Genomic DNA, 26,658 nt, shown 5'->3' with positions numbered 1-26,658 from the left:
GTTTTCAGCTACACGGTTTTATTTTTCGATGCCGACACCCGAGAACACGTTGCGCCCGAAGGGGCTGACCTTGAACCCTTCGACTTTGGCGCTCAACGGCTGGTTGACCGTCGAGTGGGCGACTGGCGTGATCGGTACCTGCTGCTTGAGGTACTGCTGCGCCTGTTTGTAAAGCACGGTGCGCTGGTCGCGGTCGGTCACGACCTTGGCCTGCTTGATCAGCTTGTCGTAAGCCGGATCACACCACATGGAGTAGTTGTTGCCGCCAATGGCGTCGCAGCTGTACAGCGTGCCGAGCCAGTTGTCCGGGTCACCGTTGTCACCGGTCCAGCCAATCAGGCTGATGTCGTGCTCGCCATTCTTGGTGCGCTTGATGTACTCGCCCCATTCGTAGCTGACGATCTTGACCTTGAGGCCGATCTTCGCCCAGTCAGCCTGGAGCATTTCGGCCATCAACTTGGCGTTGGGGTTGTAGGGGCGCTGCACGGGCATGGCCCACAGGGTGATTTCGGTGCCTTCCTTGACGCCGGCAGCCTTGAGCAGTTCCTTGGCTTTTTCCGGGTTGTAGGCGGCGTCCTTGATGCTTTCATCGTAGGACCACTGGGTCGGCGGCATGGCGTTGACCGCCAGTTGCCCTGCGCCCTGGTAAACGGCGTTGAGAATGCTTTGCTTGTTCACCGCCATGTCCAACGCCTGGCGCACTTCGAGCTGGTCGAACGGCTTGTGCCGCACGTTGTAGGCAATGTAGCCCAGGTTGAAGCCGGGCTTCTCGATCAACTGCAGCTTTGGGTCATTCTTCAGTGCGGTCACGTCGGCGGGGCGCGGGTGCAAGGTGATCTGGCACTCGTTGGCCTTGAGCTTCTGCACGCGTACCGAGGCGTCGGTGTTGATGGCGAAAATCAGGTTGTCGAGCTTGACCCGGCTCGGGTCCCAGTAGTGCTGGTTGCCGGTGTAACGGATGTTCGAGTCTTTCTGGTAACTCTTGAACACGAACGGCCCGGTACCGATCGGTTTCTGGTTGATGTCGCTCGGCTTGCCTTCGGCCAGCAGCTTGTCGGCGTACTCGGCGGAGAGAATCGCGGCGAAGCTCATGGCGATGTTCTGGATGAACGCGGCGTCCACGCTGTTGAGCGTCATGACCACGGTCAGTGGCCCGGTCTTTTCGACCTTGGCGATATTCTTGTTCAGGCTCATCCCGTTGAAATAGGGGAATTCTGTCGGGTAGGCCTTACGGAACGGTTGCTGCGGATCGAGCATGCGATTGAAGGTGAACAGCACGTCGTCAGCATTGAGATCGCGGGTCGGCGTGAAGTACTTGGTCGTGTGGAATTTCACCCCTGGACGCAGGTGAAAGGTGTACTTGAGGCCGTCCTCGGAAATATCCCAACTGGTGGCCAGGCCCGGTACGACATTGGTCGAGCCTTTTTCGAACTCTGCCAGGCGGTTGTACAGCGGTTCGGCGGCGTCGTTATCGGTCGCGGTGGTGTATTGCGCGGTGTCGAAGCCGGCGGGGCTGCCTTCGGAACAGAACACCAGGCTATTGGAGGCAGCCTGGCTCGTGGACGTGGCGGCCAACAGGCCTGTGCCCAGCAAAGCGGATAAAACCAAGGTATGGCGCATGACGCTCTCTCTTGTTCAGTGTTTGACAATGAGAACTCCGGGTAAAGGGAGGTCCCACCGGTCTCAAGCCATGACGTGCAGCAAAACCGAAAACCCACGCATGAGCTGGTCGGAACCCGACGGTATGAATCGCGGGTCCGGCAGTAAATACGAAGAGTCCTAAAGACTCGTAGGAAAAGACGACGCGTCCTAATGCTCTGCTGTAGACAGCAGATGATTTGGAGGTAGGCGGATTCCTGCTTTATCGGTCGATACAGTTAACGGCGACGTCAAGAAACGTCGCCGTTACCGAACCTTATTTGCTGACGCTAACGCCGTAGAAGGAGTTCAAGCCAAACGGGCTGATCTTGAAGTCCTGCACATTGGCGCGCATGGGTTGGAACACCGTCGAGTGAGCGATAGGTGTCATTGGAGTCTGGTCTTTCAGGATGTGTTGCGCCTGTTTGTACAGTTCGGTGCGCTTGCCTTGGTCCGAGGTGCGCTTGGCTTGCTTGACGATGTCGTCAAACGGCTTATAGCACCACTTGGAGAAGTTGTTGCCTTCCAGCGAGTCGCAGCCGAACAGCACGTTCAGCCAGTTGTCGGGATCACCATTGTCACCGCTCCAGCCAATCAGCATCGCCTGGTTCTCGCCGCCCTTGGAGCGCTTGATGTACTCGCCCCACTCGTAGCTCTGGATCTTGACCTTGAGGCCGACCTTCGCCCAGTCGGACTGCAGCATTTCTGCCATCAGCTTGGCGTTCGGGTTGTACGGACGCTGGACCGGCATCGCCCACAGAACGATTTCGGTGCCTTCCTTCACGCCGGCTTCCTTGAGCAGCTCCTTGGCTTTCTCAGGGTTGTACGGCGCATCCTTGATGGTGGTGTCGTAGGACCACTGGGTCGGTGGCATGGCGTTGACGGCCAGTTGGCCGGCGCCCTGGTACACGGAGTCGATGATCTGTTGCTTGTTGACCGCCATGTCCAGTGCCTGGCGCACTTTCAGTTGGGCCAACGGGTTTGGCTCGTTGCTACCCTTGACCTTGTCCATCACGTTGTAGGCGATGTAGCCCAGGTTGAAACCAGCCTGGTCAGGCAGCTTCAAGGTCTTGTCTTCGCGCAGCGCCTTCAGGTCGGCCGGACGAGGGAACAGGGTGACCTGGCACTCGTTTTTCTTCAGCTTCTGGATGCGTACCGACGGGTCGGTGGTGATGGCGAAGATCAGGTTGTCGATCTTGACGTCTTCAGGTTTCCAGTAGTCCTTGTTCCCGGTGTAGCGGATGTTGGAGTCTTTCTGGTAGCTCTTGAACACGAACGGACCGGTGCCGACCGGCTTCTGGTTGATGTCGGCGGCCTTGCCTTCCTTCAGCAGCTGAGCTGCGTACTCGGCGGACTGGATCGAGGCAAAGCTCATGGCCATGTTCTGGATGAACGCGGCATCGACGTCTTTCAGGGTGAACTTGACGGTTTTGTCGTCGACTTTATCGATCTTGGTGATGTTGGTGTCCATCCCCATGTCGGTGAAGTATGGGAATTCAGTCGGGTACGCTTTGCGGAACGGGTCATCCTTGTTAATCATGCGATTGAAGGTGAACAGCACGTCGTCCGCATTGAACTCACGAGTCGGCTTGAAATACGGGGTGGTGTGGAACTTCACGCCTTCACGAAGGTGGAAGGTGTAGGTCAGGCCGTCATCGGAGACGTCCCAGCTGGTTGCCAGGCCAGGAATAACGGCGGTGCCGCCGCGCTCGAACTGGGTCAAGCGGTTGAACATGGTTTCGGCAGAGGCGTCGAAGTCGGTTCCGGTGGTGTATTGACCTGGATCGAATCCGGCCGGGCTCCCTTCGGAGCAGAACACCAGGTTAGTCGCAGCTTGGGCGAACGGTGCGCTAGCTAGCAAGCTGGCACCTAATAAAAACGGAATGACCGCTTGTTTAAGCATGGTGGCCTCATGATTTGTTGTCATTTTTTGATTTTGAGGACGACCTCGTGAGTCGTGCCTGCGGATACTTATGCAGGGGCCATACCCAATGCAAGATCCAGAGCGACTACAGGCGTTAAACAGTGGCACGAACGTACCTTAATGTCGCATTTGTATAAAACTTGACGCATTTGACCGTTTGCGCGGCGATTTTCAGGTGCAATCGACGCACTTAAACGGTGCGTCCTCGGTTCTGGATGCTCCCGGCAAGGGCGGGGTGTTACTTATATATACCCCTGATCGTGGGGTGGGTATGGCGTGAATAAGAGTGGTTATTGTTGCAACCCGACCAGCCAATACATCGGTTGCACCTGTTGAAGTCCTCGGCTTTTCGTCGGTATGCGTATTCATTTATAGCTCATGCTCGCAAACGGCCAGCAAAAAAAACGGCGATCGTTTCAATGATCGCCGTTTATTGTTTTCCGGTTACGAATCAGGGCATCAGCACTTCAATCGAGCCATCGGCCGTCATGCTGACCTGGCTGGTGCCGGCTTCCACTTCCGGGGTCACCGGAGCTGCGTCCATGCTGGCTGCTTTCATCATCATCGGGGCGCGCATGTATGGTTGCGGGTAGCCATTGCTGTTGAAGTTCAGATTGACGATTTTGTAACCCTTGCCCCCCAGGGCGTCAGTCGCCAGTTGGGCGCGGGCCTTGAAGGCTGTCACGGCCTCCTTCAGCAGGGCGTCTTCGCTGGCCTTGCGGGTGGGGGTGGCGATGGCGAAATCCATGCCGCCCATTTTCAGGTCGCCGAGCAGTTCGCCGGTCAGCTTCGACAGGGCCGCGAAGTCCGGGCTTTCCAGGCGCAGTTCGGCACGCTCACGCCAGCCGGTGATTTTCTGGCCCTTGGCGTCGTAGATCGGGTAGCTGTTGCGGCTGCCCTGGCGTAGGGTGATGTCCTTGACTTGCTTGGCCTGGGCCAGGGCCTTGTTCATGGTGGTGCTGACGTCGGCGGCGAGTTTGGCCGGGTCGGTGTTCTGGTCTTCGGTGTAGAGGGTCACGATCATCAGGTCGCGAGCCACTTCCTCGCTGACTTCGGCGCGCAGGGAAATCTGGTTGTAATGAAGCTCGTCGGCGGCCATGGCCGGGAGGGCGGCGAGGGTGCCAGCACTCAGGGCGAGGAGGGCGGCGCTGCGGCGGAATGTGTGCATGAAGGCTCCTGGGTGGGTGCGCAGGTTGATGGTGCGTACCTGCGTGAAACCATCAGACTCTATGGAGCAGCGGCAAGTTTCAAGCTGCAGGCTGCAAGCTTATTACCAGATGTTTGCAGCTTTAAACCTGTCGCTGTTTCACTGTGTCCTTTTGCCGCACTTTCGCCTGCCGGCCCCCGCGCTTGGTTATACTCCCGTCGATCCGCCTGGAGCGCTCATCAGGAGAGCTCATGCTCGCCCCCGTTCAAATCACTTCCGCCACGCGTCAGAACCTCTGGCGACTGACGTTCATCCGCACCCTGGTCTTGGCCGCTCAAGCCGGTTCCGTGGGTTTGGCTTACTGGCTCGAACTGCTGCCATTGCCCTGGTTCCAATTGGCCGCGACCCTCGGCTGCTCGATGCTGCTGTGTGCATTCACGGCCATCCGGCTGCGCACCACATGGCCGGTCACCGAGCTCGAATACGCGGTGCAACTGGCCTGCGACCTGTTTATCCACAGTGCGCTGCTGTATTTCTCGGGTGGCTCGACCAACCCGTTCGTTTCTTATTACCTGGTGCCGTTGACCATCGCGGCAGTGACCTTGCCATGGCGTTACTCGGTGATTCTGTCGGGCATCGCCCTGACCATGTACACCTTGCTGCTGGCGCGCTTCTACCCGCTGCAAACTTTCCCGATCGCCCGGGAAAACCTGCAGGTGTACGGGATGTGGCTGAGCTTCGCCCTGGCGGCGGCAGTGATCACGTTCTTCGCAGCGCGCATGGCCGAAGAGCTGCGTCGCCAGGAAGAGCTGCGGGCCATTCGCCGGGAAGAAGGCCTGCGCGACCAGCAACTGTTGGCCGTCGCCACCCAGGCGGCGGGCGCGGCCCATGAATTGGGCACGCCGCTGGCGACCATGAGCGTATTGCTCAAGGAGATGCAACAGGATCATCCTGACCCGATGCTGCAGGATGACCTCAAGGTCCTGCAGGATCAGGTCAAGTTGTGCAAAGAGACTTTGCAGCAGCTGGTTCGGGCGGCTGAGGCCAATCGCCGGCTGGCCGTGCAGATGCAGGACGTCACCGACTGGCTCGACGAAGCGCTCAATCGCTGGCACCTGATGCGTCCGGAAGCCAGTTATCGCTTCCAGCGCCTGGGCCAGGGTACGGTGCCGCGCATGGCGCCGCCGCCCGACCTGACCCAGGCGTTGCTGAATTTGCTCAACAACGCGGCGGACGCCTGTCCCGAAGGGCTGCAAGTGACCCTGGACTGGAATGCCGAGGACTTGACCATCAGCATTCGCGACCACGGTGCCGGTGTGCCGCTGGCCATTGCCGAGCAGATCGGCAAGCCATTTTTTACCACCAAGGGCAAAGGTTTCGGCCTGGGCCTGTTTTTGAGCAAGGCCAGCGTGACACGCGCCGGCGGCTCAGTGAAACTCTACAGTCATGAGGAAGGCGGCACGCTCACCGAGCTGCGCCTGCCCCATGGCGCTCGAGGAGACGAACATGAGTGACGAAATCCAAGTCGAAGGCGAAGAACTGCCGCATTTGCTGTTGGTCGATGACGACGCGACCTTTACCCGGGTGATGGCGCGCGCCATGGCGCGCCGTGGCTTTCGCGTCAGCACCGCAGGTTCCGCCGAAGAAGGGCTGACCATCGCCCAGGCGGATCTGCCGGACTATGCCGCGCTGGACCTGAAAATGGATGGCGATTCGGGCCTGGTGCTGCTGCCCAAGTTGCTGGAAATGGACCCGGAAATGCGCGTGGTGATCCTCACCGGCTATTCGAGCATCGCTACCGCCGTGGAGGCGATCAAGCGGGGCGCCTGCAACTACCTGTGCAAACCGGCCGACGCCGACGACGTGCTGGCCGCGCTGCTGTCCGAACACGCCGATCTGGACAGCCTGGTGCCGGAAAACCCGATGTCCGTGGATCGCCTGCAGTGGGAACATATCCAGCGCGTGTTGACCGAGCACGAAGGCAACATCTCTGCCACCGCCCGGGCCCTGGGCATGCACCGCCGCACGCTGCAGCGCAAACTGCAGAAGCGTCCCGTTCGTCGCTGAACCAGCGCTGAACGAATGCGGGCCGCTCCTCGCGACAAACCGAACCGATCATCTATGATCGGTTCGTGCATGTACTTTTCCTTATCGAGCCTTATCCATGAATCAGAACGCTGAATATTGCGCGGTCAATGATGCTGTGCGCGGGCATTTTTTCCGAAAAGTCTGGGCAATGATCACGCCTTATTGGCAGAGCGAAGAAAAGGCCAAGGCCTGGACCTTGCTGATCGCCGTGATCGCGCTGTCGCTGATGAGCGTGGGGATCTCGGTATGGTTCAACACCTGGTACAAGGATTTCTACAACGCCCTGCAACAAAAGGACGAGGAGGCTTTCTGGCGCCTGATCCTGTATTTCTGCGCGATTGCGGCGGTGGCGATTGTCGGTGCGGTGTACCGGCTCTACCTGACGCAGATGCTGACGATCCGCTGGCGGGCGTGGCTCACCGAAAAGCATTTCAACCGTTGGCTGGGCAACAAGAATTACTACCAGCTGGAGCAGGGCGGTTACACCGATAACCCGGACCAGCGGATTTCCGAAGACCTCAACAATTTCACCTCCGACACCTTGAGCCTGGGTATTGGCCTGCTGCGTAACATCGTCAGCCTGGTGTCGTTCTCGATCATCCTCTGGGGGGTGTCGGGCAGCATCGAAGTATTCGGTGTGACCATTCCCGGCTACATGTTCTGGTGTGTACTGGTCTACGCCGTCGTGGGCAGCTGGCTGACGCATATGATCGGTCGCCGCTTGATCGGCCTGAACAACCGGCAGCAACGCTTCGAAGCCGACCTGCGTTTTTCCATGGTACGGATTCGCGAAAATGCCGAAAGCATCGCGCTGTACAACGGCGAACCTAATGAGAACCGCCGCTTGACCCATCGTTTCTCGATGGTCTGGCACAACTTCTGGGACATCATGAAGGTGTCCAAGCGCCTGACCTTCTTCACTTCCGGTTACGAGCAGGCCGCCATCATCTTCCCCTTCATGGTGGCCGCGCCGCGTTACCTCGCCGGCAAGATCGAACTCGGTGAACTGATGCAGATCAGCTCGGCGTTCGGCAATGTCCAGGACAGCTTCAGCTGGTTTATCACCGCATACCAGAGCCTCGCCTCGTGGCGCGCTACCTGCGATCGTCTGCTCAGTTTCCGTCAGGCCATGACCGATAACGAGCAACGGGCGCCAGCCATTGACGTACAGAACTCAGGCTCAGCCTTGAAGGTGCACAACCTCGGCCTCGACCTGGCCGACGGTCGTCACCTGCTGACCAGTGGCGACATGACGGTGGAGGAGGGCGAGCGTGTCATGCTCAGCGGTCGTTCCGGCAGCGGCAAATCGACCTTGCTGCGGGCGATGGGGCACCTGTGGCCTGCTGGACACGGCAGTATTCGCCTGCCAGCGGCGCGATATCTGTTTTTGCCGCAAAAACCGTACTTGCCAATTGGCACGTTGCGTGAAGCGCTGAGTTATCCACAGGCCGGCGATACCTACCCGAACGAGCGCTACGTGCATGTTCTGGAAACCTGTCGTTTGCCGCATCTGGTGGCGCGCCTCGACGAAGCCAATCACTGGCAGCGCATGCTGTCGCCGGGCGAGCAGCAACGCCTGGCCTTTGCGCGGGCGCTGCTTTATGCGCCGCAATGGCTGTACATGGACGAAGCGACTTCGGCGATGGATGAAGAAGACGAGGCGTCGCTGTACCAGGCGTTGATCGATGAGTTGCCGGGCCTGAGTATCGTCAGCGTCGGTCATCGCAGCAGCCTCAAGCGTTTCCACCCGCGACACGTTCGTATCGAAAACGGCCATTTGGTAAACCAGGCCGTGACCGCCTGAACACCGCGCCCCCTGTAGGAGCGAGCTTGCTCGCGATGGACGTCAACGATAACGCACTGCATCAGACAGCACGCGTCGTCCATGCGTCCATCGCGAGCAAGCTCGCTCCTATGGGGGTGTAGGTGATCGTACAACCGCGTTGCGCTATGATGCGGTTTCAGCAGCCGAATTTTTCGAGACAGATGTTCACCATGGAAAACCCGAACGCCTCACCACGCCTCCCTCGCAAGCGCCGCAGCCTCGCTCAGGAACTGGTGACGGTGCTGTCCGAGCAGATCCGCGACGGTCACCTCAAGCGTGGCGACAAGTTGCCCACCGAGTCGGCGATCATGGATGCCCATGGCGTCAGCCGCACGGTGGTGCGTGAAGCGATTTCCCGTTTGCAGGCCGCGGGGCAGGTGGAAACCCGTCACGGCATCGGTACCTTCGTGCTCGATACCCCGAGCCCGAGCGGCTTTCGCATCGACCCGGCGACCGTGGTCACCCTGCGTGACGTGCTGGCGATTCTGGAACTGCGCATCAGCCTTGAAGTGGAATCCGCCGGCCTTGCCGCACAACGTCGCAGCCCCGAGCAGCTTGGTTTAATGAGGGCGGCGCTGGATGCACTGAATGAAAGCGTTTCCCACGCCAGCGATGCCGTGGCCTCGGACTTCCAGTTCCACCTGCAGATTGCCCTGGCGACCGGCAACCGCTATTTCACCGACATCATGACTCACCTGGGCACCAGCATCATTCCGCGCACCCGCCTGAATTCCGCGCGCCTGGCCCATGACGATCAGCAGCACTACATGAATCGCCTGAGCCGTGAGCACGAGGAGATCTACGACGCCATCGCCCGCCAGGACTCCGACGCGGCGCGTGCGGCCATGCGCTTGCACCTGACCAACAGCCGTGAGCGGTTGCGCCATGCCCATGAAGAGGCTGAGGCGCAGCGGGTTTAGGGCAATTCTGGATCCTCTACCCGTACCGTCAGGTAATCGACGCGTTCGACGTTGCCGTCACCCAATACGTTTTTTTCGGGTAACTTCCCGGTGGTTCCCACCATCCAGTCAAATTCAAAAGAGGATGAATCAGGCGACAATCGGTGCCTTTAGCTCAAGTGAGGGAACCTCGTTGTATTTGCATTTGATCGTAGCCTCTTTGCCTGCGTGGAGTTTATACGCTGCGTGTTCAACGGTGAAAATCAGGTCTTCTCCCTGTACTTCAACCGTTTTTGATTGAGTCCACGAAGCTACTAACGCGAAATATGCAATTACTATCGTGCCTTTTGCCAAGCTGGCTGTGGATACTCTGATATCCACCCCTGCACTTTCTTTTGCCACGGAAATCATGTTGCCAGGGAGAGGCTCACCTACACGATTGGTCAAGCGCGGAGTGGGAATATTTGCTGGCATGATCAATTTCCTTTTGTGTGGGAGGGCGATTTTGCCCCTGCCCACATTGCAACGCGCTCCACAATGGCGATACTGTCATAAATGACAGTATCGACAGGTGGCTCATGCGATATGAGCACCATCAATGCGAGAGCACTGACCGTCACAGCCAATAACCGAGAAAGGCCAGGCCGGGTTGCGCCATGCCCCTGAAGAGGCTGAGGCGCAGTGGGGTTGAAACCAAAAGGGTATGCCTGGGAGTCAGGGTTCAATACGCACGTCGAGTTGAACCGAGCTGGTCACCAAGCCCGACTCCCCACTGGTTTGATAGCGCAGGGTCACTGATTCGTTCAAGTGCTTCTCCAGTTCTTTCTTGGGGACAGTTACGCTCAGGTTCCGCACTCTTTCTATGTCTTCAATTTCGTCGTTCCATTGTCCCGCCTGAACCTTGGCGCCGCACCAATCCGGGGTTTCTGGATTTTTTCCCAGAATTGCATAGACATCATTCATCACTGGAATGTCAGCTTCATTCGGAATGCTGAGGTCCACCGGGTCCTTCAGCTTCGACAGCGATATGGCACTGGTAAATCCTTTGATACTGGGGGCTGGAAGCTCCATGTTGCATCTCCTTCAAGCGTCGATTTAGTCGTAGTGATTCCCGGGCGAAGCCCAAATTCACAAAAGCCTTATCGCGCCGCTTGAGGTCCGACGTAACTGTAAAAAATAACAGTTTCGACGAGTGGTCCTGGTGCCTGACTTCTCCGTGCCTGCCAGGTCGCTTTTTTCGAATTCCTAGGACAACGTATCTCCTGAAGACGCCTTGGTTGTAGCGCCATATCGTTCACTCTCGCAGCAGAAGCCTTAAAACAGGGCCTCACATCTCATCTATCGAACAAATTTAACCCGCGGCGATGAAATGCAGTTGACGGTTGTTTTTTTGGTTGTACGATGACTTACAACTTCGGCGAAGGCTGAACGGTTTTCTCACACACAACGTCGCTACCCAGGGTGTTCGAATAATGAATCCACAAGAACTGAAGTCCATCCTCTCTTCCGGTCTGCTGTCTTTCCCGGTTACCGATTTCAATGCCCAGGGCGACTTCAATCGCGCTGGCTACATCAAGCGTCTGGAATGGCTGGCCCCATACGGCGCCTCGGCTCTGTTCGCCGCAGGCGGCACCGGTGAGTTCTTCTCTCTGGCGGCCAGCGAATACTCGGAAATCATCAAGACTGCCGTCGACACCTGCGCCACCAGCGTGCCAATCCTGGCTGGCGTGGGCGGTTCGACCCGTCAAGCCATCGAATACGCCCAGGAAGCCGAGCGCCTGGGCGCCAAAGGCCTTTTGCTGCTGCCGCACTACCTGACCGAAGCCAGCCAGGACGGCGTTGCCGCCCACGTTGAAGCCGTGTGCAAATCCGTCAACATCGGCGTGGTGGTCTACAACCGTAACGTCTGCCGCCTGAATGCGCCGCTGCTGGAACGCCTGGCCGAGCGCTGCCCGAACCTGATCGGCTACAAGGATGGCCTGGGCGATATCGAGTTGATGGTGTCGATCCGTCGCCGTCTCGGTGATCGCTTCAGCTACCTGGGTGGGTTGCCGACCGCCGAAGTCTACGCCGCGGCCTACAAGGCCCTGGGCGTACCGGTTTACTCCTCGGCGGTGTTCAACTTCATCCCGAAAACAGCAATGGACTTCTACCACGCGATCGCTCGCGAAGATCACGCCACCGTTGGCAAGATCATCGATGACTTCTTCCTGCCATACCTCGACATTCGTAACCGCAAGGCCGGTTACGCCGTGAGCATCGTCAAGGCCGGGGCAAAGATTGCCGGCTATGACGCAGGTCCTGTGCGTGCACCGCTGACCGACCTGACCGGCGAAGAGTACGAAATGCTCGCCGCGCTGATCGACAAGCAGGGTGCGCAGTAACACATCCGATTTAGTAAGGCCGCTGAGCGATCAGCGGCCTTTTGCGTGAGGAGATCTTAAAGTGGCAGATGCAAAGCGTTTCGATAACTACATCAATGGCGAATGGGTTGCCGGTGGCGATTACTCGACCAACATCAACCCGTCCGAACTGACCGATGCCATCGGCGATTACGCCAAGGCTGACCTGGCCCAGGTCAACGCCGCCATCGACGCCGCCCGTGCCGCGTTCCCGGCGTGGTCCACGTCCGGTATCCAGGCGCGTCACGACTCCCTGGATAAAGTCGGCACTGAAATCCTCGCCCGTCGCGAAGAACTCGGCACCCTGCTGGCCCGGGAAGAGGGCAAGACCCTGCCCGAAGCCATCGGCGAAGTGACCCGCGCCGGTAACATCTTCAAGTTCTTCGCCGGTGAATGCCTGCGCCTGTCCGGCGACTATTTGCCGTCGGTGCGTCCGGGCGTCAACGTGGAAGTCACTCGCGAAGCCTTGGGCGTGGTCGGTCTGATCACCCCGTGGAACTTCCCGATTGCCATCCCGGCATGGAAAATCGCCCCGGCCCTGGCCTACGGCAACTGCGTGGTGCTCAAGCCTGCGGACCTGGTACCGGGTTGTGCCTGGGCCCTGGCGGAAATCATTTCCCGCGCCGGCTTCCCGGCCGGTGTGTTCAACCTGGTAATGGGCAGCGGTCGTGTGGTTGGCGATGCGCTGGTGCATAGCCCGAAAGTCGATGGCATCAGCTTCACAGGTTCCGTGGGCGTTGGTCGGCAGATCGCCGTCAGCTGTGTGTCGCGCCAGGCCAAGGTCCAATTGGAAATGGGTGGCAAGAACCCGCAGATCATTCTCGACGACGCCGACCTCAAGCAAGCGGTCGAGCTGTCGGTGCAGAGCGCGTTCTACTCCACCGGCCAGCGTTGCACGGCCTCGAGCCGCTTCATCGTCACCGCCGGGATTCACGACCAGTTCGTCGAAGCCATGGCCGAGCGCATGAAGTCGATCAAGGTCGGCCACGCGTTGAAAGCCGGCACCGACATCGGCCCAGTGGTCTCGCAAGCCCAGCTTGAACAGGACATGAAGTACATCGACATTGGCCAGTCCGAAGGTGCACGCCTGGTCAGCGGCGGCGGCCTGGTGACCTGCGACACCGAGGGTTACTTCCTCGCGCCAACCCTGTTTGCCGACAGCGAAGCGTCGATGCGCATCAGTCGCGAAGAAATCTTCGGCCCGGTGGCCAACATCGTTCGCGTGGCCGATTACGACGCCGCGCTGGCCATGGCCAACGACACCGAATTCGGTCTGTCGGCGGGCATCGCCACCACTTCGTTGAAGTACGCCAATCATTTCAAGCGTCACTCCCAGGCCGGGATGGTGATGGTCAACCTGCCGACCGCCGGCGTGGATTACCACGTTCCGTTCGGTGGGCGTAAAGGTTCATCCTATGGATCACGTGAGCAAGGTCGCTATGCGCAAGAGTTCTACACGGTCGTGAAGACTGCCTACATCGGCTCCTGATACACCGCAATACCCCCTGTAGGAGCGAGCTTGCTCGCGAAGGTCCAGAGGACGCGGCGGTAAACCTGATGCCCCGCGTCATCGTTGACCACCATCGCGAGCATGCTCGCTCCTACAGGGAGCAACCAAAGATTCACCCCGCATAAAAATAATCAGTGGGAGTACATCTACATGCAATCGACCAAGAAGCCGACTCACGTCCGCTATTTGATCCTGCTCATGCTGTTTCTGGTGACCACGATCAATTACGCCGACCGCGCCACCATCGCCATCGCCGGCTCCAGCCTGCAAAAAGACCTTGGCATTGACGCAGTCACCCTCGGCTATATCTTCTCCGCATTCGGTTGGGCCTACGTGGCCGGGCAAATTCCCGGCGGCTGGCTGCTGGACCGTTTCGGTTCGAAAAAAATCTATGCACTGAGCATCTTCACCTGGTCCCTGTTCACCGTGTTGCAGGGTTATGTCGGCGAGTTCGGCATGTCCACGGCGGTGGTTGCGCTGTTCATGCTGCGCTTCCTGGTGGGCCTGGCCGAGGCGCCTTCCTTCCCCGGTAACGCACGCATCGTCGCAGCCTGGTTCCCGACGGCTGAACGTGGCACCGCTTCGGCGATTTTCAACTCGGCGCAATACTTTGCCACTGTGTTGTTCGCACCGCTGATGGGCTGGATCGTCTACAGCTTCGGCTGGCAGCACGTGTTCATCGTCATGGGCGTGATCGGCATCATCTTCTCGGGCATCTGGCTCAAGGTTATCCACAGCCCGCGCCAACACCCGATGATCAACGACGCCGAGTTCAAGCACATTGCCGACAATGGTGGCATGGTCGACATGGACCAGGACAAGGGCAAAGGAAAGAAAGTCGACGGTCCGAAGTGGGACTACATCCGCCAACTGCTGACCAATCGCATGATGCTCGGCGTATACCTCGGTCAGTACTGCATCAACGGCATCACCTACTTCTTCCTGACCTGGTTCCCGGTGTACCTGGTGCAGGAGCGCGGCATGACCATCCTCAAGGCCGGTTTCATCGCCTCGTTGCCGGCGATCTGCGGCTTCATCGGCGGTGTACTGGGCGGGGTGATTTCCGACTACCTGCTGCGCAAGGGCCATTCCCTGACCTTTGCCCGCAAGGCGCCGATCATCGCCGGCCTGCTGGTTTCCAGCAGCATCGTGGCCTGCAACTACGTGGACGTCGAATGGATGGTCGTGGGCTTCATGGCCCTGGCGTTCTTCGGCAAAGGCGTGGGTGCATTGGGCTGGGCGGTAGTGTCCGATACTTCACCGAAGCAGATCGCCGGTTTGAGCGGTGGCCTGTTCAACACCTTCGGTAACCTGGCCTCGATCACCACGCCGATCGTCATCGGCTACATCATCAGCTCGACCGGTTCGTTCAAATGGGCGCTGGTGTTTGTCGGTTGCAACGCACTGGTCGCGGTGTTCAGCTATCTGGTCATCGTCGGTCCGATCAAACGAGTGGTGCTCAAGGAACCGCCGGTAAACGGTCCCCAAGCATCCGGTAAATTGTCTCAAGCGCATTCCTGAGGAGCGGCGTCATGCAGTTGATTGAACATTCCGACTCGCCGCGTTACATCCGCCTGCACGAGCGGGACAACGTGGTGATCGTGGTCAATGACCAGGGTGTACCGGCCGGTACCGAGTTTCCCGATGGCCTGGTCACCGTGGACTTCGTGCCACAGAGCCACAAGGTCACCCTGGAAGACATTCCCGAAGGTGGCCAGGTCATTCGTTACGGACAGGTCATCGGCTACGCCCTGCAGCCGATTCCCCGTGGCAGTTGGGTCAAGGAAGATCAACTGCGCATGCCGACCGCGCCGCCGCTGGACAGCCTGCCGCTGTCCACCGAAGTGCCGGCCGCGCAGGCACCGCTGGAAGGTTTTACGTTCGAGGGGTATCGCAACGCCGATGGTACCGTCGGCACGCGCAACATCCTGGGCATCACCACCACGGTGCAGTGCGTGACGGGTGTGCTGGATCATGCGGTCAAGCGCATCAAGGACGAGCTGCTGCCCAAGTACCCGCACGTCGATGACGTGGTGGCGCTGACCCACAGTTACGGCTGTGGAGTGGCAATCACCGCCACGGACGCGTACATCCCGATCCGCACCGTGCGTAACCTGGCGCGCAACCCGAACCTGGGCGGCGAAGCACTGGTGATCAGCCTGGGCTGCGAGAAACTGCAGGCCGGGCAGGTGATGCACGAGGACGATGCCTCTGTGGACTTGAGCGAGCCGTGGCTGTATCGCCTGCAGGATTCCAGCCACGGTTTTACCGAGATGATCGAGCAGATCATGGCATTGGCCGAAACCCGCCTGAAGAAACTCGACCAGCGCCGCCGGGAAACCGTACCGGCGTCGGAGCTGATCCTCGGCATGCAATGTGGTGGCAGTGATGCATTTTCCGGGATCACCGCCAACCCGGCCCTGGGCTATGCCTCGGACCTGTTGCTGCGTGCCGGGGCGACGGTGATGTTCTCCGAAGTGACCGAAGTGCGCGACGCGATCTACCTGCTGACTTCCCGCGCGAAAACCGAGGCAGTCGCGCAGGAACTGGTGCGGGAAATGGACTGGTACGACCGTTACCTGGCCAAGGGCGAAGCGGATCGCAGCGCCAACACCACACCGGGCAACAAGAAGGGTGGTTTGTCGAACATTGTCGAGAAGTCCCTGGGCTCGATCGTCAAGTCCGGCAGCAGTGCGATCACGGGCGTGCTCGGCCCAGGCGAGCGGGTCAAGGAAAAAGGCCTGATCTTTTGCGCGACGCCGGCCAGTGACTTTGTCTGCGGGACGTTGCAACTGGCGGCGGGGATGAACCTGCATGTGTTCACCACGGGGCGCGGCACGCCTTACGGGCTGGCCATGGCGCCGGTGGTGAAGGTCTCGACCCGGACCGAACTGGCGCAGCGCTGGCCGGACCTGATCGACATCGACGCCGGGCGAATCGCTACCGGACGCGCTTCCATCGAGGAGCTTGGCTGGGAGTTGTTCCACTACTACCTGGATGTGGCCAGCGGCAAGCAGCAGACGTGGGCTGAAAAGCACAAGCTGCATAACGACATCACCTTGTTCAACCCGGCGCCGATTACCTGATACCGCGTTATCGTTCATCGCCAGCAGGCTGGCTCCCACAATGATCTTCGGTGCTTGCACATTTTGTGCAACAAAGAAGATCCCCTGTGGGAGCCAGCCTGCTGGCGATAGCGGTCTACCAGACGCCAACGTCCCTGGTGGCTTATCATTAGCCACCTGACGACGCTCACCCAAGGTTCCCCCCGGCATGCTGGCAATTTTCCTCGAAACCCTGAACATCACCGCACCGGTGTTCGCCATGCTGTTTCTCGGGGTCTTGCTCAAGCGCATCGACTGGATCAACGACAACTTCATCCACACCGCCTCGTCCCTGGTATTCAACGTCACCATGCCGGCGCTGCTGTTCCTGGGCATCCTGCATGCCGACCTGCATGCCGCGTTGCAACCGGCACTGTTGATCTACTTCTCCCTCGCGACCCTGGTGTGCTTTGCGATCGCCTGGGGATGGGCGATCTTCAGGTGCCCGCGCGAAGACCGCGGTATTTACACCCAGGGTGCGTTTCGCGGTAACAACGGCGTGATTGGCCTGGCGCTGGCCGCGAGCATGTACGGCGACTACGGGATTTCCCTGGGGGCGATCCTGGCGGCGCTGGTGATCCTGTTCTACAACACGCTGTCGACCATCGTGCTGGCGGTCTACAGCCCGGTGATCAAGTCCGATCCCTGGAGCATCTGCAAAAGCGTAATGGTCAATCCGCTGATCATCAGCGTGATTGCGGCGGCGCCCTTTGCTTATTTCAAGATCAGCCTGCCGGGATGGCTGGAGACATCCGGCCAGTACCTGGCGCAAACCACCTTGCCCTTGGCGTTGATCTGCATTGGCGGCACGCTGTCGCTGGCGGCCATGCGCAAAAGTGGCTCGATGGCGCTCAGTTCAAGCCTGGTGAAAATGCTTGGCCTGCCAATCCTGGCGACGCTCGGCGCGTGGTTGTGGGGCTTTCGTGGTGCGGAACTGGGGATTCTGTTTTTGTACTTCGGCAGCCCGACCGCCGCCGCCAGTTTCGTCATGGCCCGGGCGGCGGAGGGCAATCATGAACTGGCGGCGGCGATCATTGTGATCACCACGTTGATGGCGGCGGTGACCACCAACATCGGGATCTTTTTGTTGCAGTGGGGTGGGTGGATCTAAGGTCTTTTCAAATGCGACGAAATTATTCCGGCTTCTGATAGCTATCAATCACTTCCTGCGCCGCCCGAAACGCATCGATCGCCGCCGGTACGCCGGCATACACCGCGCAATGCAGCAGTGCCTCGCGAATCTCTTCCACGGTGCAGCCGTTGTTCAACGCGCCGCGCACGTGACCTTTCAATTCCTGCGGGCACTTCAGTGCGGTCAACGCGGCCAGGGTGATCAGGCTGCGGGTTTTCAGCGGCAGGCCTTCGCGATTCCACACGCCGCCCCAGGCGTGTTCATTGACGAAATCCTGCAGCGGCTGGGTGAACTCGGTGGCGTTGCCCAGGGCGCGGTCGACGAAGGAGTCGCCCATTACTTGGCGACGTACTTCAACGCCGGGTTTTTTATTTTCGGTCATGGCAGTTCCCTCTTGTGGTGTTGGCGACGCCAAGCGCGCAATGACGTGAACAACAAGAACGCCAACAGCGCCGGCAGGACGAAAAACAGCATCAGGTGTTCAAGCTTGCCGGCCAGCGGCATGCCGGTGGTGAACGACACCACGTGCAGGCCGTAAGCCAGGTACAAACCGAGAAACAGCAGGCCTTCGGCGCGGGTCACCCGGTAACCGGAATAAAACACCGGCAGGCACAACGCCGCGACGCCCAGCATCACCGGCAGGTCGAAATCCAGTGCGTTAGGCGATACTGACAGGGGCGACGGCGCGATCAGCGCGGTCAAACCCAATACGCCCAGCAGGTTGAACAGATTGCTGCCGATCACGTTGCCCACGGCAATTTCCCGTTCGCCACGCAAAGCGGCGATCAGCGAAGTGGCCAGCTCCGGGAGGGAGGTGCCGGCCGCGACGATGGTCAGGCCGATGATCCGCTCCGACAGCCCCAGGTCGGTGGCGACCGCGACCGCCGCACCCAGCAACAGATGCCCGGCGTACACCAGCATCGCCAGACCGGTGAGAATCATCAGCAGACTGCGCAGCCATGGCGCTTCCCCGCTGTGGTCATGGCGGGATACCGGACGTGCCGAATGCCGTGACTGGCGCAGCAACAAGGCCAGGTAAAGCAGCAATGCCACCAGCAGCATGACGCCGTCGGCACGGGTCAGCTCTTCATTCCACGCCAGGAAGAACACCAGCAGGCTGGCGCCGATCATCAGCGGGATGTCCAGGCGCACCAGTTGTCGGGAAACCCGCAGCGGAATGATCAGGGCGGAGAGTCCGAGGGTCACGAGGATGTTGAAGATGCTGCTGCCGATCACGCTGCCGACGGCAATGTCGGCGTTGTGCGCCAGAGTGGCTTGCAGGCTGACCGCCATCTGCGGTGCGCTGCTGCCGAGGGCGACGATGGTCAGGCCGATGATCAGCGGGCGCACATGCAGGCGCGCCGCCAGGCGCACGGCCGCGCGCACCATCAGTTCGGCGCCGACGATCAGCAGCAGCAGCCCGCTGAGCAATTCGATCACGCTGATCAGGGGTAAATCGGCTAGTCCGAAAATGGTCGGGGCTCCGTCGGTCAGTCGAGGGCTTGCACGCGAACCCGCGCGGTGCCGCTCTTGAGCATGCCCAGGCGTTCGGCGGCTTCATGGGACAGGTCGATCAGGCGGCCACGGGTGTGCGGGCCACGGTCGTTGATGCGCACCACGCAGGATCGGTCGTTGTTCAGGTTGGTGACCTTCACCCGTGTACCGAAGGGTAGCTGGCGATGGGCGGCGGTCAGGGAATTCTTGTTGAAACGCTCGCCACTGGCGGTGCGTTTGCCTTGGTGTTTGGCGCCGTAGTAGGAGGCAACGCCGGTTTTGTCGTAGCCGTGGGGGTCGACAACATCGTTGCTGGCGCAACCGGCCAGTAAAGAGAGCAGGGCGTAAAGGCTGAGCAGACGCTTCATTGAAGGTTTCCCAAAAACAAATGTGGGAGCCAGCCTGCTGGCGATTGCGGAGTGTCAGACACGGATAAGTTGAATGTCAGACCGCTATCGCCAGCAGGCTGGCTCCCACAAGGAGTGGAGCCAGATTTGAAGGCTGGCTCCATTTGCATCAGCCTTCGAGTTTGCTTTTCAGCAATTCGTTCACCTGTTGCGGGTTAGCCTTGCCTTTGGAAGCTTTCATGGCCTGGCCGACGAAGAAGCCGAACATCTTGCCGCGCTTGGCTTCGTCTGCCGCGCGGTATTGCTCGACCTGCTCGGCGTTGGCCGCAAGCATTTCGTCCAGCACCGCCGAGATCGCGCCGGTGTCGGTCACTTGCTTCAAGCCGCGCTTGTCGATGATTTCGTCCGCGCTGCCTTCGCCGTTGGCCATCGCTTCGAACACCACCTTGGCGATCTTGCCGGAAATGGTGTTGTCCTTGATGCGCTGCAGCATGCCGCCCAGAAGCTCGGCGGAAACCGGCGACTGTTCTATGTCCAGGCCTTGCTTGTTGAGCAGGCTGCCCAACTCGACCATTACCCAGTTAGCCGCCAGCTTGGCGTCGCCGCCGATACTCGCGACTTTCTCGAAGTAGTCGGCTTGTTCGCGGCTGGTGGCCAGGACGCTGGCGTCGTAGACCGACAAACCGAACTGCTCCTGGAAGCGCTCGCGTTTCTGCGGCGGCAATTCCGGCAGGGTGGCGCGCACGTCATCGAGGAAGGTGTTTTCGATCACGACGGGCAGCAGGTCCGGATCGGGGAAGTAACGGTAGTCGTTGGCTTCCTCTTTGCTGCGCATCGGACGGGTTTCGTCCTTGTTCGGATCGTACAGGCGAGTCTGCTGGATCACCTTGCCGCCGTCTTCGATCAGCTCGATCTGGCGCTGGATTTCGCTGTTGATCGCCTTCTCGATGAAGCGGAACGAGTTGACGTTCTTGATCTCGCAGCGCGTACCGAACTCGACCTGGCCTTTTGGACGGATCGACACGTTGCAGTCGCAACGCAGCGAGCCTTCGGCCATGTTGCCGTCGCAGATGCCCAGGTAACGCACCAACGCGTGGATCGCCTTGACGTAAGCCACGGCTTCCTTGGCGCTGCGCATGTCCGGCTCGGAAACGATTTCCAGCAGCGGAGTGCCGGCACGGTTCAGGTCGATGCCGCTGGCGCCGCTGAATTCTTCGTGCAGGCTTTTGCCGGCGTCTTCTTCCAGGTGCGCGCGGGTGATGCCGACGCGTTTGACCGTGCCGTCTTCCAGGGCGATGTCCAGGTGGCCCTTGCCGACGATCGGCAGTTCCATCTGGCTGATCTGGTAGCCCTTGGGCAGGTCCGGGTAGAAATAGTTTTTACGGGCGAACACGTTGTGCTGGCCGATCTCGGCGTCAATCGCCAGACCGAACATCACCGCCATGCGCACCGCTTCCTGGTTCAGCACCGGCAGCACGCCGGGCATGCCCAGGTCGATCAGGCTGGCCTGGGTGTTCGGCTCGGAACCGAAGGTGGTGGAACTACCGGAAAAGATTTTCGACCGGGTGGTGAGCTGGGTATGAATCTCCAGCCCGATCACGACTTCCCATTGCATGTGTGTCTCCTCAGAAGCCTTTGCTGGGGATTTTAAAACGTCGCGAGCGAAGGTAAGGCAAGGCGAAAACTGGCGAGTAAGCGGAGTTGACTTTAGTCAATGAGCATTACGAGCCAGTTTTCAACGCAGCATTACCGAGCGCAGCAGTTTTAAAACCCCTGCGGGGTGCGGGTGTGCCAGTCAGTGTGTAACTGATACTGGTGGGCAACGTTCAACAGGCGACCTTCCTGGAAATACGGAGCGAGCAGTTGCACGCCAACCGGCAGGCCATCGACAAAACCGGCCGGCATCGACAGGCCTGGCAGGCCGGCGAGGTTGGCGGTGATGGTGTAGACGTCTTCCAGGTAGGCAGCGACCGGGTCACTGTTCTTGGCGCCGAGCTTCCAGGCCGGGTTCGGCGTGGTTGGGCCGAGGATGATGTCGACCTCGTTGAAGGCGGCCATGAAGTCGTTCTTGATCAGGCGGCGGATCTTCTGCGCCTTCAGGTAGTAGGCGTCGTAGTAACCGGCCGACAGCGCGTAGGCACCGACCATGATCCGGCGCTGCACTTCCGGGCCGAAACCTTCACCGCGGGAGCGCTTGTACAGGTCGATCAGGTTGACCGGGTTTTCGCAGCGGTAGCCGAAACGCACGCCGTCGAAACGCGACAGGTTGGACGAGGCTTCAGCCGGGGCGATCACGTAGTACGCAGGGATCGCGTGCTGCATGTTCGGCAGGCTGATTTCCTTGACCACGGCGCCGAGCTTTTCCAGCTCCTTGACGCTGTTGTGGATCAGCTCGGCGATACGCGGGTCGAGACCGGCGCTGAAATACTCTTTAGGCACGCCGATGCGCAGGCCCTGCAGCGAACCGTTGAGGCTGGCGCGGTAGTCCGGCACGGGCTCATCGATGCTGGTGGAGTCGTTCGGATCGAAGCCGGCCATACCTTGCAACAAAATTGCGCAGTCTTCGGCCGTGCGCGCCAACGGACCACCCTGATCGAGGCTGGAGGCGTAAGCGATCATGCCCCAGCGCGAAACACGACCGTACGTCGGTTTCAGGCCTGTCAGGTTGGTCAATGCAGCGGGCTGACGAATGGAGCCACCGGTGTCGGTACCGGTAGCGGCTGGCAACAGACGCGCGGCCACCGCCGCGGCCGAACCACCGGACGAACCGCCCGGCACGTGTTCCAGGTTCCACGGGTTTTTCACCGCGCCGTAGTAGCTCGACTCGTTGGCCGAACCCATGGCGAATTCGTCCATGTTGGTCTTGCCCAGGGTCACGGCCCCGGCAGCGGCCAGCTTGGCAACGACGGTGGCGTCATACGGCGCCTTGAAGTTGTCGAGCATCTTCGAGCCGCAGCTGGTGCGGATGCCCTGGGTGCAGAACAGGTCCTTGTGGGCGATCGGCGCGCCGAGCAGGACACCGCTCTCACCGTTGGCCCGGCGTGCGTCAGCGGCTTTCGCCTGCGTCAGCGCCAGGTCTTCGGTGAGGCTGATGAAGCTGTTGAGCTGCGGGTCGAGCTGGGCGATACGCGCCAGCAGGGCCTTGGTCAGCTCTTCGGAGGAAAACTTTTTATCGGCGAGTCCGCGGGCGATCTCGGCTAGAGTCAATTGATGCATTGCAGGCTCTTTCCCTTTAGTCGATGACTTTCGGAACCAGGTACAGGCCGTTTTCGACCGCTGGTGCGATGGACTGGTAGGCCTCGCGGTGATTGGTCTCGGTCACGACGTCCGCACGCAGGCGCTGGCTGGCTTCCAGTGGGTGGGCCAGCGGTTCGATACCGTCGGTATCGACCGCCTGCATTTCGTCGACCAGCCCGAGAATGCTGTTGAGGGCCGAAGTGATGTGTGGAAGATCGGCTTCATTGAGGCCCAGACAGGCCAGATGAGCGATTTTTTCCACGTCGGAGCGTTCAAGCGCCATTGGGATTCTCCAGTGGAAAACAAAACGGACGGCGTCCGTGTGTTAGATTGTCGGAACACTACCGCACTTCTACGGTCATATGGCCGCGATTGTGGGGTTTGGTGCACAGAAAAGCGGTCAATTTAACATATTGGCGCCTTGCCCAAAATCCCTGTCGTTGTTAGAGTTTGCCGCACTTTTTTACCCACGCGTTGCCTAGGGTCCCTTTCCCATGTTCAAGAAACTGCGTGGCATGTTTTCCAGCGATCTTTCCATTGACCTGGGCACTGCCAACACCCTTATTTACGTGCGCGAGCGCGGTATCGTCCTGAATGAGCCATCGGTTGTGGCCATTCGGACGCACGGTAACCAGAAAAGTGTCGTTGCTGTCGGCACCGAAGCGAAGCGCATGTTGGGCCGTACGCCGGGCAACATTGCTGCCATTCGTCCGATGAAAGACGGCGTGATCGCCGACTTCAGCGTCTGCGAAAAGATGCTGCAGTACTTTATCAACAAGGTTCATGAAAACAGCTTCCTGCAGCCCAGCCCTCGCGTGCTGATCTGCGTTCCGTGCAAGTCCACCCAGGTTGAGCGTCGCGCCATCCGTGAATCGGCGCTCGGTGCCGGTGCCCGTGAAGTATTCCTGATCGAAGAGCCGATGGCTGCCGCGATCGGTGCCGGCCTGCCGGTTGAAGAAGCCCGCGGTTCGATGGTCGTGGATATCGGTGGTGGTACCACCGAAATCGCGCTGATCTCCCTGAACGGTGTGGTTTATGCCGAATCCGTACGGGTTGGCGGCGACCGCTTTGACGAAGCGATCATCACTTACGTGCGCCGCAACTACGGCAGCCTGATCGGTGAATCGACTGCCGAGCGCATCAAGCAGGAAATCGGTACCGCTTACCCGGGCGGCGAAGTTCGCGAAGTTGACGTTCGTGGCCGCAACCTGGCCGAAGGCGTTCCTCGCGCATTCACCCTGAACTCCAACGAAGTGCTCGAAGCGCTGCAAGAGTCGCTGGCGACCATTGTCCAGGCCGTGAAAAGCGCCCTGGAGCAATCGCCGCCGGAACTGGCTTCCGACATCGCCGAGCGTGGCCTGGTGCTGACCGGTGGTGGCGCCTTGTTGCGTGACCTCGACAAGTTGCTGGCCCAGGAAACCGGCCTGCCGGTGATCGTCGCCGAAGACCCGTTGACCTGCGTTGCTCGCGGTGGTGGCCGTGCATTGGAAATGATGGATAAACACACCATGGACCTGCTCTCCAGCGAATAAATCGCCGGATCACCTCTATGCTGTTGAGCGCGCAGGCGGCACTTTGCAGTGCTGCCTGTTCGCGTTTATCTTCTGTCGTCTGCATCCAGGCCGGTTTGATGCCGTATGAATAAAGAGAACATTTGCCTGGGAGGAGCGGCTTATTAAACCGCTTTTCACCAAGGGTCCCTCACTGGGCGTGCGCTTGTTGGTGCTGGTCGTGCTGTCGGTCGCGCTGATGGTGGTCGATGCCCGCTTCACACTGCTCAAGCCAGTGCGTAGCCAGATGTCGCTGGTGCTGATGCAGTCTTACTGGATCACCGACCTGCCGCAGCGGTTATGGCAGGGTGTGGCCAGCCAGTTTGGCAGCCGTACCGAACTCGTCGCCGAAAACGAAAAACTCAAGAGCGAGAACCTGCTGTTGCAGGGGCGCATGCAAAAGCTTGCCTCCCTCACTGAGCAGAACGTTCGGCTGCGCGAGTTGCTCAATTCTTCGGCGCTGGTCAACGAAAAGGTCGAAGTGGCCGAGTTGATCGGGATGGACCCCAACCCGTTCACCCATCGCATCATCATCAACAAGGGTGAGCGCGACGGCGTGGTACTCGGTCAGCCGGTACTCGATGCCCGTGGCCTGATGGGCCAGGTGGTCGAGTTGATGCCCTACACCTCCAGGGTCCTGCTGTTGACCGATTCCACCCACAGCATTCCGGTGCAGGTCAACCGCAACGGCCTGCGCGCCATTGCCAGCGGCACCGGTAACCCGGAGCGCCTGGAACTGCGTCATGTGGCCGATACCGCCGATATCAAGGAAGGCGACCTGCTGGTCAGTTCCGGCCTCGGCCAGCGGTTCCCGGCTGGTTACCCGGTGGCGACGGTGAAGGAAGTGATTCACGATTCCGGCCAGCCGTTCGCCATCGTTCGCGCTGTCCCGACCGCCGCCTTGAACCGCAGCCGTTACCTGCTGCTGGTGTTCAGCGACACCCGCACCGCCGAAGAGCGCGCCAACGATGCTGCACAGGCCCAGGAAAGCCTGGATGCGCAGGGTGGTGGGCCGATCATTCCGGCGACCGTGCCGAGGCAGGCGGTTGTCCCGGCGGCGGTTGCCGCTCCCGTTGCTCCGGCTGCTCCAGCCACCCCGCCGGCGGCCACGACCCCGGCCAAGCCTGCCGCCAAGCCAACCGCGACTGCACCCGCCAAGCCACCGGCGACGCAACCCGCCGCCAAGCCCGCGGCCAAGCCGCCTGTCGCCGCGCCGGCTACCACCAGGGGAAGAGAATAATGGTCGGTGTTACCGCTTCTAGAAACGGCTGGATCGTCTGGCTGACATTCGCCATCGGCATGTTGCTCAGCGTATCGCCGCTGCCACAATTCATGGAAATCCTGCGTCCCCTGTGGCTGGCCCTGCTGCTCGCGTTCTGGGCGTTGACGCTGCCGCAGAAAGTCGGGATGGTCACCGCCTGGTGCCTGGGTCTGGCGGAGGACGTGCTGTACGGCACGCTGCTGGGCCAGAATGCGTTGATCCTGACGCTCATCACCTACCTGGTACTGGCGCTGCAACAACGCCTGCGAATGTTCCCGATGTGGCAACAGAGCCTGGTGATCCTGGTGATCTTCGGCCTTGCCCAGCTGGTACAGCTATGGCTCAGCGCCCTGACCGGCAACCGTCAACCGACCCTTGCGCTGGTATTGCCGGCCCTGGTCAGCGCGTTGCTCTGGCCCTGGATCAGCTTCGGTTTGCGCGGATTGCGTCGACGCTACAAAATCAATTAATTCGCTTCGGCATTCAGACAGGGAGAGGTCTTTATGAAACGGTTGTACCTCGCCTCTGGCTCGCCGCGTCGGCGTGAACTGCTCACGCAGATCGGCGTACCGTTTTCCGCCATCAGTGCGGATATCGATGAAACCCCTTTGACTCACGAAACCCCATCGGCCTATGTCGAGCGCCTGGCGCGCGGCAAGGCCGAGGCCGGACGCGGCGCGATCTCGTCCGAAGCATCGTGCTGCGTGCTGGGTGCTGATACCGCTGTGGTGCTCGACGGAAAAATTCTTGGAAAACCAGTTGATGAAGCCGACGCGTGCGCCATGCTGAAGATGTTGTCCGGGCGTGAGCATCAGGTCCTGACCGCGATTGCGCTGCTCGAAGGCGAGCGCTACGAGTCTTTGGTGGTCACCAGCCAGGTACGTTTTCGTGCAATCAGCCCTGATGAAGCGGCAGCCTACTGGGCCAGCGGCGAACCCCGGGACAAGGCCGGTGGATACGGAATTCAAGGACTGGGCGCGGTGTTTGTCGCCGGGCTCACTGGAAGTTACTCGGCGGTAGTTGGACTGCCGCTGTGCGAAACCGCGGAACTGCTCGGCCATTTCGGCATACCCTGTTGGCAACCCCATAACGCACGTTAA

General features: G+C 60.0%; 24 protein-coding genes. 13 read left to right on the top strand and 11 right to left on the bottom strand.

Going from position 1 to position 26,658, the window contains the following annotated elements:
- Positions 1-18 precede the first annotated feature (18 nt).
- The 3 genes from ACYP2Q_RS19205 to ACYP2Q_RS19195 all read right to left on the bottom strand — a co-directional run bounded on the left by ACYP2Q_RS19205 (position 19) and on the right by ACYP2Q_RS19195 (position 4,730).
- The gene (locus ACYP2Q_RS19205) at positions 19-1,620 is read right to left on the bottom strand and encodes an ABC transporter substrate-binding protein (protein ID WP_459731986.1); all 1,602 of its coding nucleotides are present in this window, start codon (positions 1,618-1,620) and stop codon (positions 19-21) included.
- A 295-nt stretch (positions 1,621-1,915) separates the two neighbouring features.
- Positions 1,916-3,541 (bottom strand): ABC transporter substrate-binding protein, encoded by a 1,626-nt coding sequence (locus ACYP2Q_RS19200; protein ID WP_459731985.1) that lies wholly within the window; start codon positions 3,539-3,541, stop codon positions 1,916-1,918.
- 472 nt (positions 3,542-4,013) lie between these two features.
- On the bottom strand, positions 4,014-4,730 hold the full coding sequence (locus ACYP2Q_RS19195; protein WP_459731984.1) for an SIMPL domain-containing protein: 717 nt from the start codon (positions 4,728-4,730) through the stop codon (positions 4,014-4,016).
- A 230-nt stretch (positions 4,731-4,960) separates the two neighbouring features.
- On the opposite strand from ACYP2Q_RS19195, the gene ACYP2Q_RS19190 reads away from it, so the two are divergent.
- The 4 genes from ACYP2Q_RS19190 to ACYP2Q_RS19175 all read left to right on the top strand — a co-directional run bounded on the left by ACYP2Q_RS19190 (position 4,961) and on the right by ACYP2Q_RS19175 (position 9,542).
- The gene (locus tag ACYP2Q_RS19190) at positions 4,961-6,223 is read left to right on the top strand and encodes an ATP-binding protein (RefSeq protein WP_459731983.1); all 1,263 of its coding nucleotides are present in this window, start codon (positions 4,961-4,963) and stop codon (positions 6,221-6,223) included.
- Positions 6,216-6,776 carry a response regulator transcription factor gene (locus tag ACYP2Q_RS19185; RefSeq protein ID WP_008057484.1) on the top strand — a complete coding sequence of 187 codons (561 nt, stop codon included), beginning with the start codon at positions 6,216-6,218 and terminating at the stop codon, positions 6,774-6,776. Before ACYP2Q_RS19190 ends, ACYP2Q_RS19185 begins: the two co-directional genes overlap by 8 nt.
- A gap of 97 nt (positions 6,777-6,873) precedes the next feature.
- Positions 6,874-8,601, top strand: a complete 1,728-nt coding sequence (locus tag ACYP2Q_RS19180; protein WP_459731981.1) for an ABC transporter ATP-binding protein/permease — start codon at positions 6,874-6,876, stop codon at positions 8,599-8,601.
- A 191-nt stretch (positions 8,602-8,792) separates the two neighbouring features.
- Positions 8,793-9,542 (top strand): FadR/GntR family transcriptional regulator, encoded by a 750-nt coding sequence (locus ACYP2Q_RS19175; RefSeq protein WP_459731980.1) that lies wholly within the window; start codon positions 8,793-8,795, stop codon positions 9,540-9,542.
- Positions 9,543-9,671: 129 nt separating this feature from the next.
- On the opposite strand, the gene ACYP2Q_RS19170 is transcribed toward ACYP2Q_RS19175, so the two are convergent.
- On the bottom strand, positions 9,672-9,995 hold the full coding sequence (locus ACYP2Q_RS19170) for a hypothetical protein (protein WP_459731979.1): 324 nt from the start codon (positions 9,993-9,995) through the stop codon (positions 9,672-9,674).
- Between the two features lie 240 nt (positions 9,996-10,235).
- Positions 10,236-10,592: a hypothetical protein gene (locus ACYP2Q_RS19165; RefSeq protein ID WP_459731978.1), complete on the bottom strand. Its 357-nt coding sequence runs from the start codon at positions 10,590-10,592 to the stop codon at positions 10,236-10,238.
- Positions 10,593-10,993: 401 nt separating this feature from the next.
- Between ACYP2Q_RS19165 and kdgD the strand changes: the two genes are divergently transcribed.
- From kdgD to ACYP2Q_RS19140, 5 genes are all read left to right on the top strand, one after another.
- Positions 10,994-11,905, top strand: a complete 912-nt coding sequence (gene kdgD / locus ACYP2Q_RS19160; protein ID WP_020796617.1) for a 5-dehydro-4-deoxyglucarate dehydratase — start codon at positions 10,994-10,996, stop codon at positions 11,903-11,905.
- A gap of 61 nt (positions 11,906-11,966) precedes the next feature.
- The gene (locus ACYP2Q_RS19155; protein WP_459731977.1) at positions 11,967-13,412 is read left to right on the top strand and encodes an aldehyde dehydrogenase family protein; all 1,446 of its coding nucleotides are present in this window, start codon (positions 11,967-11,969) and stop codon (positions 13,410-13,412) included.
- 171 nt (positions 13,413-13,583) lie between these two features.
- A complete protein-coding gene (locus tag ACYP2Q_RS19150) occupies positions 13,584-14,954 on the top strand; it encodes an MFS transporter (RefSeq protein ID WP_459731975.1) in 1,371 nt (456 codons plus the stop codon).
- 11 nt (positions 14,955-14,965) lie between these two features.
- Positions 14,966-16,519, top strand: coding sequence for a galactarate dehydratase (garD, locus tag ACYP2Q_RS19145; RefSeq protein ID WP_459731974.1), 1,554 nt, complete (start codon positions 14,966-14,968; stop codon positions 16,517-16,519).
- A 187-nt stretch (positions 16,520-16,706) separates the two neighbouring features.
- On the top strand, positions 16,707-17,648 hold the full coding sequence (locus ACYP2Q_RS19140) for an AEC family transporter (RefSeq protein ID WP_459731973.1): 942 nt from the start codon (positions 16,707-16,709) through the stop codon (positions 17,646-17,648).
- Positions 17,649-17,670: 22 nt separating this feature from the next.
- Here ACYP2Q_RS19140 and ACYP2Q_RS19135 read toward each other — a convergent pair whose 3' ends face one another.
- The 6 genes from ACYP2Q_RS19135 to gatC form a co-directional block, all read right to left on the bottom strand.
- Positions 17,671-18,051 carry a carboxymuconolactone decarboxylase family protein gene (locus ACYP2Q_RS19135; RefSeq protein ID WP_459731972.1) on the bottom strand — a complete coding sequence of 127 codons (381 nt, stop codon included), beginning with the start codon at positions 18,049-18,051 and terminating at the stop codon, positions 17,671-17,673.
- A complete protein-coding gene (locus tag ACYP2Q_RS19130; RefSeq protein WP_459731971.1) occupies positions 18,048-19,109 on the bottom strand; it encodes a calcium/sodium antiporter in 1,062 nt (353 codons plus the stop codon). The genes ACYP2Q_RS19135 and ACYP2Q_RS19130 overlap by 4 nt, the downstream gene beginning before the upstream one ends.
- 50 nt (positions 19,110-19,159) lie before the next feature.
- Entirely contained in the window at positions 19,160-19,531 is a 372-nt protein-coding gene (locus ACYP2Q_RS19125) for a septal ring lytic transglycosylase RlpA family protein (protein ID WP_459731970.1), read from the bottom strand.
- Between the two features lie 148 nt (positions 19,532-19,679).
- Positions 19,680-21,125, bottom strand: coding sequence for an Asp-tRNA(Asn)/Glu-tRNA(Gln) amidotransferase subunit GatB (gatB, locus tag ACYP2Q_RS19120; protein ID WP_459731969.1), 1,446 nt, complete (start codon positions 21,123-21,125; stop codon positions 19,680-19,682).
- A gap of 149 nt (positions 21,126-21,274) precedes the next feature.
- Positions 21,275-22,726, bottom strand: coding sequence for an Asp-tRNA(Asn)/Glu-tRNA(Gln) amidotransferase subunit GatA (gene gatA / locus ACYP2Q_RS19115; protein ID WP_459731968.1), 1,452 nt, complete (start codon positions 22,724-22,726; stop codon positions 21,275-21,277).
- A 16-nt stretch (positions 22,727-22,742) separates the two neighbouring features.
- Entirely contained in the window at positions 22,743-23,030 is a 288-nt protein-coding gene (gene gatC / locus ACYP2Q_RS19110) for an Asp-tRNA(Asn)/Glu-tRNA(Gln) amidotransferase subunit GatC (RefSeq protein ID WP_459731967.1), read from the bottom strand.
- Positions 23,031-23,241: 211 nt separating this feature from the next.
- Here gatC and mreB point away from each other — a divergent pair, with 211 nt between their 5' ends.
- The 4 genes from mreB to ACYP2Q_RS19090 all read left to right on the top strand — a co-directional run bounded on the left by mreB (position 23,242) and on the right by ACYP2Q_RS19090 (position 26,658).
- Positions 23,242-24,279 (top strand): rod shape-determining protein MreB, encoded by a 1,038-nt coding sequence (gene mreB / locus ACYP2Q_RS19105; protein WP_002555108.1) that lies wholly within the window; start codon positions 23,242-23,244, stop codon positions 24,277-24,279.
- Positions 24,280-24,421: 142 nt separating this feature from the next.
- Complete coding sequence (mreC, locus tag ACYP2Q_RS19100) at positions 24,422-25,537, top strand: rod shape-determining protein MreC (protein WP_459732093.1); 1,116 nt, start codon at positions 24,422-24,424, stop codon at positions 25,535-25,537.
- On the top strand, positions 25,537-26,028 hold the full coding sequence (gene mreD, locus ACYP2Q_RS19095; protein WP_459731966.1) for a rod shape-determining protein MreD: 492 nt from the start codon (positions 25,537-25,539) through the stop codon (positions 26,026-26,028). The genes mreC and mreD overlap by 1 nt, the downstream gene beginning before the upstream one ends.
- A 33-nt stretch (positions 26,029-26,061) precedes the next feature.
- Positions 26,062-26,658, top strand: a complete 597-nt coding sequence (locus ACYP2Q_RS19090) for a Maf family protein (RefSeq protein WP_459731965.1) — start codon at positions 26,062-26,064, stop codon at positions 26,656-26,658.

The organism is Pseudomonas sp. MHK4, from assembly GCF_054600775.1.
This window is presented reverse-complemented; position numbering and strand designations above follow the sequence as displayed.

Excerpts from the sequence above, each read along its gene's own strand:
- ACYP2Q_RS19165 (WP_459731978.1), bottom strand. The coding sequence starts at position 10,592 with ATGGAGCTTCCAGCCCCCAGTATCAAAGGATTTACCAGTGCCATATCG.
- ACYP2Q_RS19180 (WP_459731981.1), top strand. The coding sequence starts at position 6,874 with ATGAATCAGAACGCTGAATATTGCGCGGTCAATGATGCTGTGCGCGGG.
- ACYP2Q_RS19190 (WP_459731983.1), top strand. The coding sequence starts at position 4,961 with ATGCTCGCCCCCGTTCAAATCACTTCCGCCACGCGTCAGAACCTCTGG.
- ACYP2Q_RS19185 (WP_008057484.1), top strand. The coding sequence starts at position 6,216 with ATGAGTGACGAAATCCAAGTCGAAGGCGAAGAACTGCCGCATTTGCTG.
- ACYP2Q_RS19195 (WP_459731984.1), bottom strand. The coding sequence starts at position 4,730 with ATGCACACATTCCGCCGCAGCGCCGCCCTCCTCGCCCTGAGTGCTGGC.
- gatA (WP_459731968.1), bottom strand. The coding sequence starts at position 22,726 with ATGCATCAATTGACTCTAGCCGAGATCGCCCGCGGACTCGCCGATAAA.
- ACYP2Q_RS19175 (WP_459731980.1), top strand. The coding sequence starts at position 8,793 with ATGGAAAACCCGAACGCCTCACCACGCCTCCCTCGCAAGCGCCGCAGC.
- ACYP2Q_RS19200 (WP_459731985.1), bottom strand. The coding sequence starts at position 3,541 with ATGCTTAAACAAGCGGTCATTCCGTTTTTATTAGGTGCCAGCTTGCTA.
- ACYP2Q_RS19090 (WP_459731965.1), top strand. The coding sequence starts at position 26,062 with ATGAAACGGTTGTACCTCGCCTCTGGCTCGCCGCGTCGGCGTGAACTG.
- ACYP2Q_RS19150 (WP_459731975.1), top strand. The coding sequence starts at position 13,584 with ATGCAATCGACCAAGAAGCCGACTCACGTCCGCTATTTGATCCTGCTC.
- ACYP2Q_RS19205 (WP_459731986.1), bottom strand. The coding sequence starts at position 1,620 with ATGCGCCATACCTTGGTTTTATCCGCTTTGCTGGGCACAGGCCTGTTG.
- mreB (WP_002555108.1), top strand. The coding sequence starts at position 23,242 with ATGTTCAAGAAACTGCGTGGCATGTTTTCCAGCGATCTTTCCATTGAC.
- gatB (WP_459731969.1), bottom strand. The coding sequence starts at position 21,125 with ATGCAATGGGAAGTCGTGATCGGGCTGGAGATTCATACCCAGCTCACC.
- mreD (WP_459731966.1), top strand. The coding sequence starts at position 25,537 with ATGGTCGGTGTTACCGCTTCTAGAAACGGCTGGATCGTCTGGCTGACA.
- ACYP2Q_RS19135 (WP_459731972.1), bottom strand. The coding sequence starts at position 18,051 with ATGACCGAAAATAAAAAACCCGGCGTTGAAGTACGTCGCCAAGTAATG.
- ACYP2Q_RS19140 (WP_459731973.1), top strand. The coding sequence starts at position 16,707 with ATGCTGGCAATTTTCCTCGAAACCCTGAACATCACCGCACCGGTGTTC.
- kdgD (WP_020796617.1), top strand. The coding sequence starts at position 10,994 with ATGAATCCACAAGAACTGAAGTCCATCCTCTCTTCCGGTCTGCTGTCT.
- ACYP2Q_RS19125 (WP_459731970.1), bottom strand. The coding sequence starts at position 19,531 with ATGAAGCGTCTGCTCAGCCTTTACGCCCTGCTCTCTTTACTGGCCGGT.
- gatC (WP_459731967.1), bottom strand. The coding sequence starts at position 23,030 with ATGGCGCTTGAACGCTCCGACGTGGAAAAAATCGCTCATCTGGCCTGT.
- ACYP2Q_RS19170 (WP_459731979.1), bottom strand. The coding sequence starts at position 9,995 with ATGCCAGCAAATATTCCCACTCCGCGCTTGACCAATCGTGTAGGTGAG.
- garD (WP_459731974.1), top strand. The coding sequence starts at position 14,966 with ATGCAGTTGATTGAACATTCCGACTCGCCGCGTTACATCCGCCTGCAC.